This window comes from Salinibacter sp. 10B (assembly GCF_002954405.1).
In the GTDB taxonomy this organism is placed as follows: domain Bacteria; phylum Bacteroidota; class Rhodothermia; order Rhodothermales; family Salinibacteraceae; genus Salinibacter.
In genome coordinates, this window is record NZ_MQWC01000004.1 from 515,200 (window position 1) to 535,424 (window position 20,225).

14 protein-coding genes are annotated in these 20,225 nt (G+C 57.4%); 5 read left to right on the forward strand and 9 right to left on the reverse strand.

What is annotated here, in order from left to right; all coding sequences use genetic code 11:
- Positions 1 to 36 precede the first annotated feature (36 nt).
- Both BSZ35_RS02400 and BSZ35_RS02405 read right to left on the reverse strand, forming a co-directional pair.
- Entirely contained in the window at positions 37 to 1,152 is a 1,116-nt protein-coding gene (locus BSZ35_RS02400; RefSeq protein WP_105010958.1) for a site-specific integrase, read from the reverse strand.
- Between the two features lie 39 nt (positions 1,153 to 1,191).
- On the reverse strand, positions 1,192 to 1,431 hold the full coding sequence (locus BSZ35_RS02405) for an excisionase family DNA-binding protein (protein ID WP_105010959.1): 240 nt from the start codon (positions 1,429 to 1,431) through the stop codon (positions 1,192 to 1,194).
- 111 nt (positions 1,432 to 1,542) lie between these two features.
- On the opposite strand from BSZ35_RS02405, the gene BSZ35_RS02410 reads away from it, so the two are divergent.
- The 4 genes from BSZ35_RS02410 to BSZ35_RS02420 all read left to right on the forward strand — a co-directional run bounded on the left by BSZ35_RS02410 (position 1,543) and on the right by BSZ35_RS02420 (position 4,894).
- The gene (locus BSZ35_RS02410) at positions 1,543 to 2,484 is read left to right on the forward strand and encodes a hypothetical protein (RefSeq protein ID WP_105010960.1); all 942 of its coding nucleotides are present in this window, start codon (positions 1,543 to 1,545) and stop codon (positions 2,482 to 2,484) included.
- A gap of 233 nt (positions 2,485 to 2,717) precedes the next feature.
- Positions 2,718 to 3,059, forward strand: a complete 342-nt coding sequence (locus tag BSZ35_RS02415; RefSeq protein ID WP_105010961.1) for a helix-turn-helix domain-containing protein — start codon at positions 2,718 to 2,720, stop codon at positions 3,057 to 3,059.
- Entirely contained in the window at positions 3,052 to 3,306 is a 255-nt protein-coding gene (locus tag BSZ35_RS19425) for a hypothetical protein (RefSeq protein WP_181149149.1), read from the forward strand. Before BSZ35_RS02415 ends, BSZ35_RS19425 begins: the two co-directional genes overlap by 8 nt.
- A complete protein-coding gene (locus BSZ35_RS02420) occupies positions 3,299 to 4,894 on the forward strand; it encodes a DUF3987 domain-containing protein (RefSeq protein WP_181149150.1) in 1,596 nt (531 codons plus the stop codon). The genes BSZ35_RS19425 and BSZ35_RS02420 overlap by 8 nt, the downstream gene beginning before the upstream one ends.
- Before the next feature lie 236 nt (positions 4,895 to 5,130).
- On the opposite strand, the gene BSZ35_RS02425 is transcribed toward BSZ35_RS02420, so the two are convergent.
- Both BSZ35_RS02425 and BSZ35_RS02430 read right to left on the reverse strand, forming a co-directional pair.
- The gene (locus tag BSZ35_RS02425) at positions 5,131 to 5,388 is read right to left on the reverse strand and encodes a hypothetical protein (RefSeq protein WP_105010963.1); all 258 of its coding nucleotides are present in this window, start codon (positions 5,386 to 5,388) and stop codon (positions 5,131 to 5,133) included.
- A gap of 85 nt (positions 5,389 to 5,473) precedes the next feature.
- A complete protein-coding gene (locus BSZ35_RS02430; RefSeq protein WP_105010964.1) occupies positions 5,474 to 10,678 on the reverse strand; it encodes a DEAD/DEAH box helicase in 5,205 nt (1,734 codons plus the stop codon).
- 106 nt (positions 10,679 to 10,784) lie between these two features.
- On the opposite strand from BSZ35_RS02430, the gene BSZ35_RS02435 reads away from it, so the two are divergent.
- Positions 10,785 to 11,810 carry a hypothetical protein gene (locus BSZ35_RS02435; protein ID WP_105010965.1) on the forward strand — a complete coding sequence of 342 codons (1,026 nt, stop codon included), beginning with the start codon at positions 10,785 to 10,787 and terminating at the stop codon, positions 11,808 to 11,810.
- A 38-nt stretch (positions 11,811 to 11,848) separates the two neighbouring features.
- Here the strand turns inward: BSZ35_RS02435 and BSZ35_RS02440 are convergent, their stop codons facing one another.
- The 5 genes from BSZ35_RS02440 to BSZ35_RS02460 all read right to left on the reverse strand — a co-directional run bounded on the left by BSZ35_RS02440 (position 11,849) and on the right by BSZ35_RS02460 (position 20,194).
- Positions 11,849 to 13,066 (reverse strand): helicase-related protein, encoded by a 1,218-nt coding sequence (locus BSZ35_RS02440; RefSeq protein WP_181149151.1) that lies wholly within the window; start codon positions 13,064 to 13,066, stop codon positions 11,849 to 11,851.
- A 182-nt stretch (positions 13,067 to 13,248) separates the two neighbouring features.
- Positions 13,249 to 14,082: a CBS domain-containing protein gene (locus tag BSZ35_RS02445; protein ID WP_105010967.1), complete on the reverse strand. Its 834-nt coding sequence runs from the start codon at positions 14,080 to 14,082 to the stop codon at positions 13,249 to 13,251.
- A 151-nt stretch (positions 14,083 to 14,233) separates the two neighbouring features.
- The gene (locus BSZ35_RS02450; RefSeq protein WP_105010968.1) at positions 14,234 to 15,379 is read right to left on the reverse strand and encodes a macro domain-containing protein; all 1,146 of its coding nucleotides are present in this window, start codon (positions 15,377 to 15,379) and stop codon (positions 14,234 to 14,236) included.
- Positions 15,372 to 15,974: a DUF4433 domain-containing protein gene (locus BSZ35_RS02455; RefSeq protein ID WP_181149152.1), complete on the reverse strand. Its 603-nt coding sequence runs from the start codon at positions 15,972 to 15,974 to the stop codon at positions 15,372 to 15,374. The genes BSZ35_RS02450 and BSZ35_RS02455 overlap by 8 nt, the downstream gene beginning before the upstream one ends.
- 17 nt (positions 15,975 to 15,991) lie before the next feature.
- Positions 15,992 to 20,194, reverse strand: a complete 4,203-nt coding sequence (locus tag BSZ35_RS02460) for a restriction endonuclease (RefSeq protein WP_105010970.1) — start codon at positions 20,192 to 20,194, stop codon at positions 15,992 to 15,994.
- Positions 20,195 to 20,225 lie beyond the last annotated feature (31 nt).

The following is a 20,225-nucleotide window of genomic DNA, read 5'->3' on the forward strand; positions in this document are numbered from 1 at the left end:
TGCGTTTCCAAAGTTTAATTTGTGGCAGTTGCATAATTAAGCGACATCGCCGAATGTCTCATCCATCGCCCGCTCCATTACCTCGGGCTGTAGGTGACTGTACTTCTCAGTGACCTGCGTGCTTGAATGACCGAGGATCTCCGAAATCACGCGGAGCGGCACGCCTTGCATCGAGAGCCACGAGCCAGTCGTGTGCCGGCATGAGTGGAACGACAACTCCTCCCGGTCTTCGAGTTTCGCCTTTCGTACGTAGAACTTGAACCGCTTGCTTACCCGATCAGGCTTCGGCGGATCGTCGTTCGCATCCAGAAACACCGGATCACCCGGAATCGGCTGCCGCTCGTCATACACCGATTGGAGAACATTGAGTGCATCCCCTCTGAGAGGCACGACCCGTTCCCGCCCATTCTTCGCGGTGAAGTCTTCCCGGTGCCGAACGATAAGCTGACCTTCTTCGAGATCAATATCAGCCCACCGAAGATTCAGCAGCTCTCCACGACGCAGACCAGTGCCTACTGCAACGCGGATCATGTTTTTCAGCCACGTGTCGTGGGGCGTTGGGCCGGGCTCTCCCTCCAGCATTTCCCGATGGGCATCTATCGCACGAAGAAGCGTTTTGATGTCCTCTGGATCGAGAAATGCTTGCTTCGTCTCCTCCTTCCGAGGCTGCTTCAGATCCTGAATGGGACTGTCGTCTGCAAGGCCTCGCTCGACGGCCCACGAGAAGAAGGCTCGCACGTGCCGATAGCGGCTTCGCTGCGTGGCGTTGGATACTTCAGCACTGTGGATGTACGGGCGTAGGTGACCCGAGGTGACATGGCGGACCATCAATCCCGGTGGGAGTTCATCGACAAGGGCTCCCAGTTTGTAGCGGTAAGAATCGATCGAGCTCTGCTGGAGACCCTCCTTTTCCTTGATATCGAGGAAGAGGTCAACGGCATCCGACACCGTCTCATTATCTACGAGCCAACCGCCGGCCCAAGGATCGAATGTACCGTCGGCCCATCCCTCTTCCATTCGGCGGAGCTTCTTTTTCGCAACGCTTTTCCGCGTAGTGTAGAGGGCCAGTTCTTTTCGCTTAGGGCGCTGTTTCTTGTCGTAGAATCGGGCGTAGTACTTGTCGCGTTTCTTGCGAAGTGAAGCTGATCCCATAGGAGTGTGTGCTGAAAATATGTGAAGTAATGTGAAGTACTACCCTTCTTCAGCGTCGCCTCGCTCCGATTCTTCCTGAAGCTTCTGCACCCGACCTCCCTTCCATTCGGGTTCAAACGTTCGGTATGACTTGTCTTGCAGAAGCATCCGGCGACCTCCAACCTCCACGGCATTAAGCCTTCCGTCAGAGATCGCACGATATAGGGTGGTCCGAGAGCATCCTTTCTGCTCAGCGGCGGCGCTGATTGTAATGAGATCGTCGGTATTTATGCTCGGCATACCAGTAAAGTGATTTAGAGAAGAGCACTTGAGTGCACACTCTACGGAACAGCGTGTTTCGAAGAGATGTGTATTAATTGTGCACAGACCTGAACTGATCGCCGGGAGGTTATGAACGACTTCGATGAGTGGAATGAGTGGCTTGGTAAACGGGGCGACGGACCGGTACCGACCATCATGGGCAGTCGCTACTTCTCAGACCCGTCTCGGTCGCCGGAGCAGTGGCGTCGCGACACTATGGAGTTTGTGAAAGAGGTGGAGGCTGAAGCCGAACAGATCTTCGAAGACGACGGCATCAGGGGGTTAAGAGAAGAACGTGACCTGATCGAGGAGCACGTCCAGTCCAAGTTAGCTGAACGCAACCAAGTGAGTACTACATCGACCGTTTATCACCTCATGAGAACAAGCCTCGGCCGTTATGACGAAACCGATTTAGTTGCCGAGGATGTGCCATCAGGACCAAGTGCAGCTACGGTCACAATCGAAGATGGAGAATATTGGGGCCCCTTCGTTCTACGACCTACTGGTACGGCATCGAGAATAATCTTGGAGTTGTCCTTACCCGAATTGAAAATGCACAACCTCCCTACTGATCAACAGGCCTATCTTGATCTCGGAGTAGAGCTCGCGGAAGATGCAACCTGGAAGGATGCGGAACGAGCAGTTCGGGAGAAAATCGACCAGTGGAAAGAGGTTTGGAAGAAGAAGGACAACCGCCTCGCTTACTACCAAGCACGTCTCGGGGTATACGAAAATCTACTGGAGCGACGGGCTATGGGGAAATCCATGCCTTGGGAAACGAGTGACGAAGACACCGAAGACGCTGAGCTCCGTCGGAAACTTTCGGATGACAGTGCTCGACTCGAATGGATTGGCGAATATCTGAATCCCAAGCGCAACAGTGAAGGCTGGACATGGGAGGACTGCTACCAACACTACCGGGACCTGTGTGACGACCTGGATGTGGAATGCAGCTACTCTTCCGCCGATTCGATGGCCCGCTCCTATCGGCAGTACCACAAACGGAATGGCATTGACCAAGAAACGGAATAGTGTTCCGTTGTTAGTGCGAGGGTTTGCTTGGATACTTGGAGAGTACGGGACGGACACTGATCGCATAACATTCGAACCGCCGCTCCCGGCGGTCTGCGCACACGGGGGCACCCTTCGTCCGTCCCGGGACTGGGTGTCCCCGTTCGTGTATGGCCAAAGAAAAAGCCCGCCTCGTGCTGGATACACGAGACGGGCGCAAAGTGCCGAGAGCGGCACAGGTCTAACTACTCTCCATGGTATCAACTACAGGAAACGAAAGCAATAGCGATCCGCCGGAACAGGACCTTCGCACTCAGCTCCGTGAGCTTGTAGCTGGATTGAGAAGAGAGGTAGAAGCCCTTCGCGAGGAGATTACGGCCCTTCGACGCAAAGAAGCTCCAGAGGGTGCAGATTCTCTTCTCACGCGAGAGGAGGCCGCTGAGAGACTCCGGATCTCGACACGCACCCTCCACGACCTGGCCGACGCCGGCGAAATTCAGCCGGTTCGGGTGCGTGGCCGTGTCCTCTACCACCCCGACACCCTTGAGGCATACATTCGGCAGCAGGCGCGCCGGGAGGACGGCCGTCGTGGATAATCTGATTACCGACTCCCAGCGCTACAGCCTGCGACCAGCCCAGGTCGAACGCCTACTTGATGTCGTCCGCGATCTCGCACGCGAGCAACCGGCGGGTCAGCCGGGCGAAACGACGATTCCTGCCCAAAAGGCTGCCCGGATGTTTGCGACCGCGCTTGAGGAGAACCCATACCTCGTGCTTCGCAACCTCATTTTTGCTCTGGAAGAGGTCGGTCATCGTGCCGCCGGGGGTGGTGAGAATGAATAGTCCATCACCCTCTCAGAACGGGAATCCATCTGATCACGAGTTTCTCGCGAACGCCTCCGAGGAGATTCGGAAACTTAGGGACGAGCTCGAACGAGCCAGATCCGAATGTGCGGACTGGAAAGCTCGCGCCGAGGAGCTGCAATCACAGCTTGCTGAAGAACCAGCAGGAACGGCCGACGAGCAGCGTCCCGCAGATACTGCGCCCCTTCCTGACGTTTTCGATGACCTGCCTGCGTTCCTTCCCAAAGCGGGAGCAACGTTCGAGCAGCGTCGCGAACGCGACGTTTTCCTGACGGCGGCGCTCCCGGTACTGGCCGCCTGCATGCCTAACGTCCGCGGTAACTACGGACACATTCCAGAGCCCCTCTCTCCAGACTTATTCGCGTCGATCGTAGCGGGCGCCGCCGGAGGAAAAGGGGCTGTCAAGTGGTCGAGGCGTCTGGGGGCGAAAACGGACGAGCGGATCAGAGCGCAGAGCGAGAAGGCACGGGAGAAATGGAAGGAGCGGAAGGAGGAGCATGAGTCTGCCTCCGAAGGAGATGATGGAAGCGACCCCTTCAGTGAGCCGAAACCTCCGAAAAGGAGTCTGCTTCTTCCAGCCAACTCCAGTGCTGCGACGTTCCACCGAGGACTGAAGGACCGAGATGAGCGAGCACTGGTGGTAGAGACCGAAATTGACACGCTCACGAATGCACTGGGACAGGAGTGGGGAAAGTTTGACGATACCCTGCGGAAGGCCTATCACCACGAACCGGTTTCGTACCGGCGGAAGAACGAGGGGAGTGTAGAACTGGAGAGCCCTCAACTTTCGGTGGTGTTATCAGGCACGCCTGGGCAGTACGCTGAGCTCATGGGCACGACCGAGAACGGCCTCTACAGCCGCTTCGCGGTGTACTACTTCGAAGACGTGCCAATGTGGAAGTCTCAACGGCCGTCGAAGAGTGCCCTTGACGCTCGTGACCGATTCGAGGAGGTTTACGCCGAGGCCGTATCGGACATACATAGAGTTCTGAATAATCGCACAGAGCCGCTTCAATTCCGACTTTCAACCGCGCAGTGGAAGCTACACGGGAAGGCCTTCCGGGAGCTCTTACACAAGGCTGTTTCTGAAGGACGGAGTCACCTGGCCGATGTATACAAGCGTGCGGGTCTGATCGCTTTTCGTATCGCGATGGTGCTCACTGTCCTTCGGGCTCACGACAATGGCGTGCCACTGCAGCGAGCCGACGAGTTGGAGGCAGAGTCGAATGATGTGAATACGGCCATAGACCTTGCAGCGCGGTACGCGTCGCACGCGGCCGCTTTTGCAGAGGACCACCTGGACGGCGAGGTACCACCCGATGCCTCTGGCCGCCGAATAGCGGTGATGCTGGAGGGCGTGGACGACCGATTCTCAAGCGGCGAGGCCTACACCGCCGCCGGAGAGAACGGGATTCAGGTCACGGATAAGACGTTGCGAAAGGACCTGGAGCGGGCCGAGCGCCAGGGGCTCATCCAGCGACTCACCGATAACGGCCGATGGGAAAAGGTGGGGACAGACGCCGTTTCGGATTCCTCCGATAGTTCGGATCCAACCAAGAAACCGTGAAACTACACACCTCCTTCATTCGATCAGAAGTATACGAACCATCCGAATTGTCGCTTGCGTCAACAAACCTCGTTGCCGTAGAAGCTCTCGACCATTGATCACTGAACACGCCTTCTGAAAGCTCACTCCGAAGACCTGACAACTGCAAGCGGCGCCCGGCCGGTACTTCAGCCGTTCTTGGTAGCGTACTGGCTGGTAGCGACAGGGGCGTGCGCGCCCGCATGATGGGTTGACGATTACTTGTTATCGACCGCGTCATCACGCTTCCCTGGAGAGCGGCCGTTCCTGTGACGACCAGCCGCTACTTCCGGATGGACGCCGTTATCGAACCAGGCCCTGATTTCGTCCTCACTCACGGAAGGATTGGGAAAGCCCTCCGACAGGACATCTCGGAATCGTTCCACATACCAGTCCCAGCGGTGACCGGCCTCATTGTATTCAGTATCCTCCCGACCGGGCTCGTCACGAAAGTATGGAGCTTGAGGTTCGGACATGAGTGCTCCGAATCGGTAGTGAAAGGGAAGACGAAGCGCTGCTCTGCAGACAGTGCCAACAATGACCTGGCATGCATCGAGACATTCACAGTTTTGCACGCAGGCTGTCCAGGTCTCCCGAATCGCTGATCACGGTTACGCGATAGTTCAGCCGCTTGAGGCGCATTCGCTTCTGCCGATCGGCCGCCTCGATGTAGTCTTTGTAGTGAGGCGACCCGTCCACGAAGACCGGAATCTTCGGCTCGTAGTAGAAGTCGGCCTCCGCAATGGGCTCGTCCCCGTCGTAGATTGTCTTCTGTGCGGCGTCCGGGAGTCGAAGATCTCGGCTGCTGATCTCGCGCAGAACCTGCCGCTCGAAGTCGGACTGGCACTGCTCCAGGAGAGCCACCAACCGGTCCGGCGATCCTGACTGCCGACCTTCGATCTCCAAGTCGCCGAGCTCCTGAAGGAATGGGAGGACGAGCGTGCGGTCGAGGACATCGTGGTCCCGCTGGTTGTAGAACGTGCAGAGGCATTCGTAGCAGGCCTTCTCGCAACCCTCTTCCCCTTCGTGCAGGACCTCACGAGCGCTCTGGAGCACCGCCCGCAGTCGAGGCGCCTCGGTGAGCGATTGTACGGCCCCGATTCCTCCTTCCGCCGTTTCGTAAATCACGATCCGCCGACGATCCGGGTCCTCCGGAATTTCGTTGATGAAGCCGCTGAGCTCACTCTCGTCGAGCTCCATCGTCACAGAGATGGCCTGCTCCAGCGTGTACCGAAGCGTCTTGTAGAAGCCTTCGACATCGTCGACGCCCTCGGGAAGGGGGCAGTCGATCGTGATGACATCGTTCTGCGTCTCCGTGAAGAGGTGGATGCCCCGTAGAAGCTCATCGGCTCGCGCATTCTGTGGACACTTTCCGTCCTCGTCGTCCCCGCCGACGTGGTTGTCGAGGGCGTTCTCGCTTACGAGCCACCGATTGCAGGCCCGGCAGTAGCCAAACCCCATCGCCTCGTCGTCCTCTTCGGCCTGCCGCGGGCCACGATTCACGTTGATGACTTGTCCGTTGTGCTCGTACGTCAGCGTGAACGCATCTTCCTCACCGTCGCTTACGGCATACGATTCGGCGGCCCGGCTGAGCTGGTAATGGATCTCCATCTCGTAGCCCTTCCGCATCCGCTCCTCCTCGTCGGCCGTGATGGACGCCCGGGGCTGCGCCACCATGTCGGGCATCGGCAGGGCCTTCTCGTTGGCGTGGGTCCCCTTCAGGGACGTCTCGCAGTATTGGCACGCGGCTCGTTTCACGCTGTCCTCCCCGAGATAAGCGGTGTTGCACTCTGGGCAGACGAGAAGCTTCTCGAATGCGAGAGCATCATCGCCTCTCGTTTGCGGCCGGCCGTACACGACCTCGTATCGATTCCCGCTGTAGTAGATGAAGTTGCCGGGTGCGTACTCGCGAAGGGCAAGAACGGGGTCGCGGCTGAGCTTGTCGTCCTTGTCGTAGAACGTCGTCGAGACCGAATCACGGGGGAACGCGTAGTTCGGAAGAAAGCCCTGACTGCCCAGGTACCGGTAGGTGTAAAACTCTCCTTCTCCGCTGCGCATGGAGTCGAGTCGATCCCCAATGACGCCGTATCGCATGCGCTGGGAATAGTCTCCTCCCTCCCGCTCGATGATCCGGTTGATCTCCCGAAGCTCCTGAACGAGGTCGCTGTACTCTTCCCGCCAGCTCTCAAACGTCCGATCCAGTGCAAGGGGGAATTGCTGAATCGTATCCCGGATAAACGACTCCGTCAGCCAGTCGAACCGCTCCATCTCTCGACTGAACGCGGTCTGGACAGCTTCCTCGATCTCCCCGCGGTACGTGGACACGGCCTCCTCAAATTCCCGCTGTAGGTCCTCGAACATCGGATACCCCTCCGTGTCGATGTCCAGAATCTGGGCGGGCCTCGGGGGGAGCTTCACTTCGGCCTTATGGGCCAGCGCCTCCAGCACGAGGGAGTGGATGTGCGTCTTGATGAGTCGCTCGTTGTCAAGCAGGAAACGCGGCGGGCTAATCTCTCCGGCGATAATCTTCTCCGGATTGCGATAGAAGTACTGGTCGTGGGGACCGCGGTAGCTGCCTGCCCCGCAGAATACAGTAATGAGCGACGGTTGCCCTTTCCGACCGGCCCGGCCCGCACGCTGTGCGTAGTTCGAGGGACTGGGCGGTACATTGCGCATGTAGACGGTCGAGAGGTCCCCGATGTCGATCCCCAGCTCCATCGTCGGCGTGCAGACGATTACGTTCAGATCGTCATCCGGATCGCGGAAGTTCTCCTCGGTCTGGCGCCGCTCCTGCCCCGGCACCTGTCCGCTGTGCTCGGCGGCCTGTACCCGAACGACATCCTCCAGGTCTCGCTTGTACTCCCGGCGGAAATAGTTCTCCGAGAGGTCGACGCCGGTCTCAATCTGATCGCAGCTTTTCTCGGTGCAGACCTCCAGGGAGCGAAAGTGGTGGACCGTTCCGCACTCTGGACAGACTTGATGGGTCGATTCTCCGGTGACGGAAAGCTGGAGGAGATCCGCCGGAAGCATGTAGAGGTCGCCGGCATACTGGATGTGCTCCCGTTCCAGAAATCGCACGTCCCCGCTGGCAAGCGTGTCGACGACGGCCGGGATGATCTCCTCTGACTGGCCGTAGTCGACGTTCAGAGCACGCCTCGTCCAGGCCACCACTGTCGTGGAGGGATGCACAAAACGTCGGACATCGGCCCGATATGCGTCCGTGTTGGCCTCGTCGCTGAACCCTGTCGGATTCAACCAGTCGATGTCCTCGATAAAGACCTCCTCGTTCAATTCAGCGAGGACTTCTCGCTTGAATCGCTGGAAGCGCAGAAGATCGGAATGGCGAATCGCGAGCCGCTTCCGCATGATGTCGAGAAAGCCCCGGAGGTAATCGTACCGGATGTCTTCGCTCACCTCCTGGAGGAGGGGTACGTCCCGCCAGATGTCGGAGGCTGCAGCCAATTGATTGAGGCCGTCGTACGTGACCTCCAGGAGTCCCGTGTCTTCGAGGTTCTGGTGGATGCGTCGGCTCGTTCGCTCCAGGTCCTGAAGGAGGGCAAACTCCAAGTACTGCTGATACTTTTCTTCTCCCCCTCGGCTTGACCGAAAACGTCCTGTTTCCTGCTGATATGGCGGGAGTGCGTTTGCCTCCTCCATCGCGTCGAAAATCTTGAGGCCCATGTCTCCGAGTCTCTGCGGCCGCCGGGCGTCTTGGAGTGCTCGGTAGACGGCCCGCCGGAAATGGAGTCTACGTTGCAGGTTGTTGAAGTGGGCGGCCTGCAACGCCGTGTCCTGCCGATTGTCCGAGAAGGCAATCACCTTCCGCTCGTCCTTCGGCGCGGAGGTGAGTTTGTTAGACACCAGGACGTCTGTCGCCGTCGAGCGCCCGACCGTGCCAAACGTAAACAGCTTATTGAACTCGCGTGGACGACGGGTGTGGACGATGCTGCATTCCGAGCAAAGCAGGAATGGCACCTGAATGACTGCCACGTCGATTTGGGGATGCTCGCATCCGGCGCCGAGCTGATTGCATTTCGGGCAGTAGGTGGTGTTTTCCGGAACGGCGTCGCTGTACTTGCTCTTGACGTTTCCGGCCTTCGTGAGCCAGTTATCCGGAATAGGGGTGGCCTGAAAGTCATGGTGCTCCGGGTAGATGTAGGCCGGGGCGCCCTCGCCTTCCTCGCTTCCGAGATCCCGAGGGAGGACCGTGCCGTCTTCCAGCACGGAGACGCCGTAGTACTCCTGCCCACACGCCCGGCAAAAGTTCAGTGGGAGCGCAATCCGTTCGCGACCGTGCTGCTCCTTGCAGGTCGGGCAGACCCGCTCGCCGCGATCGTTCAGATGTGGTCCTTCTCGCGTGAGACAGGTCGTGATGCCGCGGCCCTGCGAGAAGAACGCGTGCAGCTTGGGGATGAGCCGGGAGTCCAGCTCGTCGGTCCCGTTCCGCCGGACCATTGGGGCACTCCCAACCAGGAGCGCCGCCGTGAGCTCGCGCAGTGCGTCCTGCCGGCTGGCCCCCGGCCGATAGGCCTCCTGGTACTCCTCCACAATATCAGGAAGGCTTCGGGTCCCCTCTCCAAGCTTCTCCTCCAAAAAGTAGAGCGTGGCCTGTCGGCTGAGCGCCTCCCCAAGCGCCTCTCCCTTCTTCTCGTCAGGCCCCAACTCGCGGCCTAAGAGCGCCTCGGCAATGGTGGTCACCTGCCCCTCGTCTCCGTCAAACCCCTCAATCATCTCGTCGGTGACCTCGATGCTCGGGGCCAGGTCTCCATCGCCTTGCCCGTAGGTCGGGAGGTGGGTCTCCCCGATCACGTGGTCTCGGTCGAACGTCTCGCCGAAGAGCTTCGTCGCAAAGTCCGAGATGAGCTTCTTCGGGTCCTCCTCTTCCCCGCTCTGCACCGTAGCGCTCGTGGCAATGCAGCGGAGCTCGCCAGTCGTGCCAGTATGCTGCTTGAGGCGGCGAATTAGGCAGGCCACGTCCGAGCCGCGGTTGCCGGTGTACGTGTGGACCTCGTCGAGAACGAGATACTGGAGAATCCCCTCGTCTTCGGAAGGGAAGAGAACCCGGTCCTCGAACCGGGTGAGGAGGAGCTCCAGCATGACGTAGTTCGTCATGAGGATGTCCGGCGGCGACTCCTTGATCTGCTGCCGGCTGATGACCTCGCTGTCGAAGGGCTGCTCGCGGCCGGTCACTTCTCGGAAGGCCTGTAGGGCCTCCTCCTCGCGTTCGAAGGTGTCGCCTGTGTAGCGGGCCAGTTTGAGGCCAGAGCCCTGCAGACGGCGGGCAAAGTCGTCATACTGGGAGTTGGCCAGGGCATTCATCGGGTACACGATGACCGCCTTGATGCCCGTCGTCCCTTGCTCGCGGGCCCGGAGGCACTCGCTCACGATTGGGATGCCGAAGGCGAAGGACTTGCCTGACCCAGTGCCGGTGGCAACAATCGTGTTGTTGCCGGTCTGGATCGAGCGAATGGCCTCCGATTGGTGCTTGTACGGCCGGATCGGCTCGGCCTGCCGATCGCCGGCTTCGGTTGTGAAGCACTTCGGCGTGTCCGGGTGGATATGTCCCTCCTCCACGAGATCGCTGAGCTCAGCACCGCGCTCGAAGCGGCGGTCGAGCTGAACGAACGGGTCCCTCCACAGAAGCGTCCCCTCGTCGATCCGCTCGCCGACCCATTCCTCGATCTGGGGATTTCGGAATTGCTGGAAGGTGTGGACATATGTCCGATAGGCGTCCTGAACGTCGGAGAGGACGTGGAAGGGATTCATACGCTACAGGAAGACTTATTGCTATTCGTCGGTATATCAGATTTGCCAGCAGGATTGGCTACCTGTAAACTATACCCTCTCTATCGTATGAGCAATCAAAAAGATCATGCTCGCAGTTCCAGGCTTTTCTTCTCCATGGCCGAATGCAGTTGAGGCCAAGGTGGAAGAATTTGATTGTCTCTTTGGCGCTGCATTCGACTACTACTTCCGCCAAAGCACTTCCGGAAATCCTCCGGAGGAGGTGCCCCTATTCCGCTCCATGCAGGACGCCTTCGAGCGAATGAGCAGGCACTTTTATGTGGAGGAATACCACGGCCAAGTGTCGCAGGTCGAATTTGCCCCGCCTACTCATGACGAGTACGATTGGGCTCGATCGTCTCCTCAATGTGAGCTTGCAGATCTTCTGATTGTAGCTTTTCGGACGGGGAAAAATCCTTCGATTCGACTAACTTTGCTCCAGGCAAAATCAGAACGAAATCGCAGAACTCCACACCTCGATGATCGACCTTGGTTCAAGGCGAATATGGAACAGTGGGATTTGCTTTCCAGACGGCCACCAATCGAGGGGGCTTTCAGTACATTCAATCCACCAAGGTCTCTGCTTGCCGACGCCCTCCTTCCTTCCGTCGGAACCTTTGGTTTTTTCTACAGGAACCACGGACAAGATGACTACCACTTATACTATGGAAGGGCTGAGAGCTTCAACCCCACCTACAATTACTCAACCCGATACGGCGGACGTCTGAAGGTCAGCAATACACAGCTTGCCGCTCAAAAACATGGGTTCACGGAGGCGTGCCTGGCACCAGACACTCCGGAGTTTGGTGCATTAATGAACGCCCAGCTAATTGGCACGCCCATTCACGCTGAAGCAGATCCGTATAGCAGTACTTCTTGGATCGTTCGGCGATGGTTGCTCAGTCTCGTCCGTTCAGCGGTGGAGGAGCGAAGACGTGAAATTGGGGACGAAGGTATTGAGGTTGGAGAATTCTTTTTGGAGACCTTCGGGGATGGGGAAGACATTATTGAGGATGAAATTCGTCGGTTCGCGCCTGGTACTAAATCATTGGTGTTGATCAAAACCAACGGGAAATTCCGAACCCTACCTCCGGAGATTTTAGCACGCCTGTAGACGTACTTGCCCAATTCTCGAGTTCCATTCAGGTGTCATCACTCCTCACCGAAGCCGTACTGCCCCAAGAGGGTGTTTTCGCCATCCACTGTCTCTGCCCTGTCGCGGAGAACATACGTTGAAAGTGTATCGCCCTCATCTGGAAGTACTGCCGCCTTGCGCTGCTGCATTGACCCGGTCTGCATAGGAAGGTCAAAGTGGACTACAGCATTGGCCTCTATTAGCCCGAGATCTGGGAGAACGTCATCGGAGACAAGAAGCACACCGCCGTGCTCCTGGAAGTCACCCACGAGTTCTTCGCGCTCATCTATGCTAAGTTTATCGTGGAGGCGGTAGACGGAAACGTTCGTCTCTTCCAAACTCACCTTGAGATACTTCAGCGTATGTATATCGAATGTCATGCACGTGACGTGTGATGGCGCGCTGTCATCCAGAAAGTGCTTCAAGCACTCCAACTTTGCATCCGTCTCAACTTCAGCCATCAGATCAAGAAGGCCGTTAATCCATTTCCTGGCCTCTTCGACCTGCATCCATAGTGAATCGAGGTTTTCGATTCCCTCCCAGAACTCGGAATCTTCTGTGCGTCCCCCAAAAGGGTTCGTCGAGTGAGCAAATTCACTTGCATCGACGAGTCGCTTCAGAGCGTAGAGCCACTGATCAACGGAATATAAACTTGAAATCTGAGCTTCAAACGTTCGTCGGATCAAACCTGCTGACTGCCTCGCGTCCGGAGATAGGTATTCACCAATTCGATCTAACTCGGTATGGAAAGCTTGCTCCCTCTCCGTCCGCTCGTACTCAAGAACAGAGCGCTCGAAATCAACACCCTGTGCCTCCACAACAGCATGGTCCTGCTTGAAGACGGTTAGAGGTTTTGAGAACGGTTGATGGACCTCTCGACTGAGAGCAAGGAACCGATCACACTTGTCTGTTATCAGAAGACGTTCCAGAGCAAAGCGAAGGGAGGGCTCATCGTTCTGGAGTTTCTCCCTCACGACCAGATCCAAATCATCTACCACGCCGAGATCCCAAGAAACGTCTTGGAGGGACTCCTCCGCCGAGGGTCGCTGCAGGAGTGACGAATCGAACACGTATGTTGTCCCTCCACCCCAGATATCAGCACTGTCAGCAGATTTCGACTTTTGACGACGGTACCAAGAGGGAGAGGCTAAGTGTACCTTCTCCTCGAAATCCCAGCGGCGGAGGCGTTCAACAAAGTGTCCGGCCTTAGCTGATGAAGGAGCAGCGCAGAACATCCGTGCATCTGAATTGCGCTGCCGCATCCGTGCGAGGATAATAAAGGCAAGAAAGGTCTTACCTGCGCCCGCGGGAGCAGCAACTAACCACCGGCCAGAGTCACTCTCCGAGACATTTTCGGCGACCCTATGTTGCCAAGATGTGGCTTCGTACTCGAACGTTTGCCCCGTTTCTCTTTCAGTCATCCTTCGTCCTCTTGCGTCTGTACATTGGCATTGGCTTGGACCGATTCTCGCCGTTCCCGAATCCAAGTCCGGGTTTCGCGAAGCGTGTCGATCTCGTCTTCGTCGAGAGAGCGTTTCAAGTGAAAAACAGTGTTTCGTAGTTCCCGAATGTCATCAAGGCGCGTCTCTACGATCCCTCGCTGGAGATCATTTCCTGAAGCCGAAAACGCGTCGCCAAAGTGGGTATTCCAATTATCGCCGTGTCGAACTATCCCGACAAGATCTCCCATCGACATTTCGGTGAGTTCTACGGGCACATCTTCCTCATCCTGATACGGACTTTCGTGAAGGGCTCGCACCGCACACTCTTCGAGTTCATCTTCATCCACACACGAGTCGATAACTTCGCGAGCGTGTCGCTCGATTTCTGCTATCAGAACAAACGGCTGAGCGACCGAATGCAGGTGATGGAGTACGTCCATCGCCGTAAGGATTCCAGTGAGATTGGTTCGAGACTCAACGAGAACGGCATCATGCCGGTCCAAATCCTCGAACACCTCTTCGGGATCTCGCTCGACCGAGCGAAATGGAGGTTGGTTCATTAACGCCCCAACCGTAAGCTCGTCCTCAGAAGGGTTTTGCTCCAGGAGGTCAAGGATACCTTCAGTGAAGGAGCGATACGAAAAGATTCCCATTACGCGCTCATCGTCCACCACCGGCAATTGGGAGTAATTTTCCTCCCTCATGATCTCAACGGCATCAGCAACAGGTGTGTCTGGAGAAACAGTCTGAACCTGCTGATCATCGGGCAGTACGTCGCTGATCGACTGATAAAATTGACGATCCTCCATGATCGCTGAGACCCTTCAATTCAATTGTCGATTGGAGACCTGCACAATCTGAGCTGAATAAACGATATCTTCCGAGCAAAAATTGGGTTGACAGAACACAGCCGGACCGTTCAACCGGTATACATTCATCCCGGGGTTGAAAGCCGTTTTCTCAACCGCTCACTTTGGGCTGGGGCTCCTCATCATCCTCGGTCCCAAACAACTCATCGTCCATGAGCTCTGGACTGAACTCCGCATCAATCCATCCGAGCATGTTCAGATTCCGAATGGTTGAGGCAATTTCCTCTTCGTCGAACGACCGGTCCTGCTTCCACGACTGCACGGCCTCCAAAACATCCATCTCCGAAGGGTGATCGTCCTCCACAAGACGAGTGGCCGCGAAATGTACGGTAGCGGCCACCTCCGACTCTTGCGTGTCCATCCGCAGAAAGAGGTCCGTCACCCGATTCAATTCGTCGGACCAATCTCCAAGCTGATCTCGGAAAAGCTCAAGGGCGTCATTGAACGCCGGTCCCGGCTTCTTTCGCAGCATCTGTCCCTGCCTCCGTTCAGTGAGCACCTCGTTGTTCTGGAGACGGCCAAATACCTTTTTTAGATCGTCCGCGTACGGGCCGTACGATCCTTTTCGAAACTCCAGACCCGTCGGAATACCGGCCTCTGTTGCAAAGTATGCGAGCTTCTGAAAGCGCGTGCGACCGACCGGATGACGGTAGCGCTGTCGTTCGATCTTGGCGACCATCGCCGCGAGAGCGAACGTGCCAGCGTCGATTTCCTCTTTCGATCGAATCGACTGAATGTCATCAGAAGTGATTTCCTGTCGCTCCAGAAATGCATGGTCCAGCTGTTCATCCGGTGTCTCGAACGGAGCGTATAGCTCAACCGGAATGTTCATCTCGCTCAAGTATCGATAGAGGGTAGGCCCTACCACACGCCAGTCGAGCTGTCCATTTCCGCAGCCGAGTGGAGGCACGGCAAGCGACTCGATCCCCCATTCCTTGTATTTGTCGAGGACGTGCTCCATGCCGCGACGAATGTCGGACAGGTTGGAGACGGCCCGCCAGTGCCCTTTCGTCGGAAAATTGAGAACCCAGGGCTCCTCATCTCGCCGGTAGAGATAGGGACGCCCTCGCTGTACGTCTCCGTTCTCGCAGCGCTCGACGTAATCTTCGTACATTTCGGGAAACCGCTTCTTGAACTGCTCGGCAATGCCTTTCCCCATCACGCCAACACAGTTCACCGTATTGGTGAGCGTCTGCGCGTCGGACTCGAAAATGTTGCCAATGAGAATGTTAACCATGGCCCTGCTGGAAAAAGAGATCGGAATGAACTTTCACCTCCAGGTCCTCGACAATCCCCTTCACTCTCTCTTTGCTTTCTTCACATGATACGAATATACGTCTCATATGTGTCGGAGCCACATGATCAGGAATGAGGACTTCAGCACACTTGACCGACCTATGTTCCATATAAGCGATTCGACTCGGGTGTGTCCAGTCCCGTGCGTAGACCCACTGATCATCCAAGATCTCAAGATCGTCAGCGCCCCGACCAAATCGGACGTATTTACTTGACGCATTGCGGTCTGCGATTACGACTCCCTCCTGCTTCAATATCCTTTTGTGTACGCTCAATACACACAGATCTTCGTGCTGCCCCCTTCGCTTGTACATCATCGGATTCCGGGCGTGGAAGTAGAGATTCACGTACTCATGAAGGGGCCGCCCCTCCGGTACTCGTTTTTCGGCACGGCGCTCCTGAACCTCCGAATCCGCAACTGATTCGTGGTCGATCTCCTCCACACGAGCATGAGACAAAATCCCGTGCTCGAGGATTGACGGAAGATTTTCGATCGGCGTGATGTAATGAAGTCCGGGTAGGTCGTCGTACGTCACTTCATCAACGTAGGAAATTAAGTAGACGTGTGCAGCGAGTGCTCATCAGTCGGAGTGGCTTCCTCTCTGAGCATCTCTGAACCATCCAACTCGTCGTACGCCTCCAGCACCAGCCGCTTCGTCCGGTACTCCCCGTAGTCTTCTTTGTCCTCCCGCTCCACGATCGGGAAGGTGTCAAGGATGTAGGCCAGTTCCTCGCGTTCCAATCCATAGAGGTGGCCGTATAGGCCGTCGAGGTCGGCGCGGAGCTGGGCGCGGCGCTCCTCGTCCCACATGAACGGTGGATGTGGAAACTTCTCATCCGCATGATCGGAGTGCTCGACCCACTCGGGCGGGGTGGCACCGTGATGGCCGCCGTCGGTAGCGCGGACGTTCGCCTGCCACTGCGCCCTGATGACGGATTGGAGGGCGTCGTCGGATTCACTCCACACGTCATCCACGAATGCGGCCAGGTCCCACGCTGTGTATGTCAACTCAAGAACCCGTGGGACGATGTACTCCAATAACTCCGACGTATAAGCTCCAGGAGGGTGAACAGGGAGCTGCTTTACGATATAGAAGTTGAGTGAAACTCCTCCAACTTTTTGTCGGACTGAGAAGTCGAAAGGAAAGGAGTTGAGTTCGCCAAAAAGTGCGGCCGCTTTTTTGGTATCGACTGTTTCCCACGAGAGAATCGGAGCCTTATTGCTTACTCCAGACCACGAGATCAGGCTAAAGATTCCAGTCCTTTCATCAGTGGTTCGGGCAATGTCCCTAAAAACCAAGAACTGCGACTGACGAGTTTCCTGTTCTTCCTCCACTTCAGTCTCGTCCACCCAGAACCAGGGCTCAGGCGTATATCTCGGATTCGAATGTTGCTCAGCGGAAGCTTTGGAAAGCTGAACATTAGTCCGATTCTCCGACTCAGCAAAGCTTCCATATCGATGATCGAACTGGTGAAACATTTTCGCCTCGTATAATGGCAGGTACGTATCTTCCTCATTCACAAATCGATTGCCCCGGAGCTCAAATCCCTCCGTCTCCATGTCCTCCCGTGTATAGAAGAGATCGCTATCACTCGACATGTTGAAATGTCCTTGCTTGAACGACACGCCCCACGGATTTTCATTCTCCTCCTCATTGATGAGTACGGGCGCGGCCCGGTAAAGCTTTTTCGTAAGCTTTGCGTCTTGCTTCGATCGGAAGGTCGGACAGGTACCAGTATTCGGGTTGATCGTGTACAACTCCTTGCGCGTGAGCGTGAAGTGCCGGTCCTCCTCTGATAGCTGCTCCGGCTGCGTCAGGAAGAAGGCGAAGTCGATCTCCCGCTCTGGCGCACCCAGTCCCGTCAGCGTGAGAAGACAGAACTTCATGCGACTGTCAACACCGTAGAAGAGCTGCTCTCGATTAGCGAAGTCGAAGAGACTCACAAGCTCCCGATTATCTACAATCGCGTTGAAGTAGTCCTGCGTGTAGTAGTCCGTTGCGATCCCGCTCGGCACAATGACGCCCGACCGTCCCTCTGGATCGACAACCTGTCGTACCAGCCCAGCGAAAATCTGGTACACGTTGATCCGGCCCACAGCTGTGAGATCATACCTTCCACTCTTCTTCAGGTAATCTCCCAAGGCGTTGCTGAAATGCTGGGCCTGCTGGTACTCGTCGTAGAGAGGATCACCTTTTTCCTTCAGGTCCTCAATCATTCCCTTTCGCTTAGCAGCCGTATCCGCACCAGCGATTGCCGGTGCCTTCATCGCAAAGAACTCCTTCTCTTCCAACTGAATTTGCTCCCACGGCGGATTGCCGACCACCACATCGAACCCACCGTCGCCGTTCTCGCCGAAGACCTCTGGAAACTCCAGGTGCCAATGAAAGAAGTTGTATTCCTCGGCCATTTCCTCAACGCGAGCCCGCTGCTCGTCAGGGATCGCGTTAGGCCCCTGCCGCTGCACGCGAAACAGCTCCCCGTAGGTCGGCGCCCAGTCGGTGCCCTCTGGCATCGGCCAGAAAAAGGCGGCGGTGTACATGTCTGCCTCCAACTTCGCCTGCCGCCGCTCCTCATCATTTAAGTACTCGGCGTAGATCTGTCGGGCCTGTTTCGGCTTCTCCTGCGCCACCTGTTCGAAATCTCCGGCCTCGTAAGCTACGCGCGGCTCGGTCGTCACCGCACTCTCGAAGGCGCCCATCTGCACGCCCTGCCCTTCTTTGCTTTCTCTCCGTTCCGTCTTGGTCTTCTCCCGAAAGGCCTTCGAGGTCTCTCCATCATCACCGGATCGACTCTTGCTTTTCGTGGGAAAGGCCTCATACGGAATCCCATCGTCCAAAAGCTCGGGGGTGGCACCAATCAGTGAGTTTCCCTGCTTGATGTGGTGATCGAGGAAGCTGAGCGGCCGGTCCTGAACGCTCGCATTTATCCAGAGACTCACCTTGCAGAGCTCCACGGCCATCGGGTTGAGGTCAACCGCATAGATACAGCGGGCCAGCACCGCTCGCTTCGCCTGGCGCACGGCCCGCTCGGTCGGGTACTCGTCGCCGCTCCGCAGCCGAGCCACCTCCGCCCCCATCACGTCATTGGCCTTCACGAGGAAGTGTCCGCTCCCGGCCGCTGGATCTACCACGTCCATCGACAATATCGCCTCTTCGCCCGCCTCACGCTCCCCATCGGACAGGTTGGCATACTCCTCCAGAAGACCCGTCGTCACCTCCCCGAGGTCGTCCTCATCGACCACAGGCAAGCCGCTATCCTGGAGCCGATCTCGCATCACAGGGAGCAGGGCACTTTTCACGAGCTCGTTCACCAGCGAGTCCGGCGTGTAGTAGGAGCCGCTCTGCTTGCGCTCCAGTCCTCGCGGGTCAAGAATGAACTCGTTCGCCGACACCTCTCGGTCCTCGATCGTCTCCGGGTCCTCCGTCACGCGGGGCGTGTAGTCGAGCAGATTCTCGTACACGGCACCCAGCTCCTCCACGCCGAGGTCGAGGTACGAGATGCGCTGCTGCACGCCCTCTCGCTCAATCAAAGTGAGCTTCTGAATGGCTCGCAGGAGATGCGCGTTGTCACATGCCCGCTGGGGCAGGTACTCGCCCTTTTCCAAGTCAAAGAGCTCGCCGTCGTACCCGAACACCCCGAGCGGTTCGGCGCCTTCACTCACCATTTCAAACGTCGCCCGGAGCCCGTGCCAGAGGTCGGAGTGCTCCGCTCGGTCCGGTATATTTCCTTCCGCCTTTTCCCGAAGCGCGGTGAGGCTGTAGTCGCTCCAGTACACGTCTTTCAGTTCTGCGTCGGCATCCGGAACGAGACCCCGCTGTTCAGCGAAGAGGAGAAACAGGATGCGGTACACGACCCGCAGAATTTCGCTGTAGAAGTCGCGGGCCGCGTCGGGATCGCCCTGGAGCTCCTCAATCAGTTCTGGGTCTCCCTGAAGGAAGCCATTCCCCAGGTACTCGATTGCGTCGACGACCTGTGGGCGCAGGTCCTCCCCAATCTTCACGCCGGTGGCACGGGCTGTCTGGTGAAACTGCTCCAGTGGGAGCTGAGCATCCTCCTCGTCGTCATCCACCGCCGGGCGAAATCGACTGGCGTGAGCCAGCCGGTAGAGCGCACGGAAGTCCGCGTAGTTGCGGGTCTCGAAGATGCTTTCGAGATCGAACTCGACGTAGCCCTTCGAGAAGGTGTGGTAGTAGTCCCGCAGCAGCCGGAGCGTACGCCCATTGGAGAGCACGGCCCAGAGGTCGTTCTCATTCACGTTGAGGAAGACCTGCATCATGTCATGGGGCGACTTCGCCTTCGGCCCGCGGCCGGTTCCCTGCCGCTCGTCGAGGTCCTGCGCCGGAGCGAGCAGGTGCGCGGCCGGCGCATGCTCCCCATCCCATCCGCGATGGGAGATCGGGAAGCGAAGATCATCGTCCTCCGTCGGGATCAGGTCCGCTCGCTGAAACTCCGGATCGAAGTCCAGCAGCTGGAGGAGCGGAAGAAGCCACCGCCGCCGCGTCTCGGAGACGTCGAGGTCGTTCAGTCGGTCGGTGTCCTGCCGAATGCTGTCCCAGCGCTCCTGCAGCAGCTCCCACGCCGCCGCAATTTCCTCTTCGAGTGCGTGGGCGGTATTCGGCGTATCGGTCCACGGCACCTCGAACGCCGCTGGCCCGGTGTGCGGCCGATCCGTGCTCGGGGTGCGCATCGAGTCGATGAACGCCTCCGTGAGGAGCCCGCCGGAGGTGGTGATGTGGGAAGTGGATTCGGGCACGACCCAAAGAAGAGATTTAAATGACAGACAA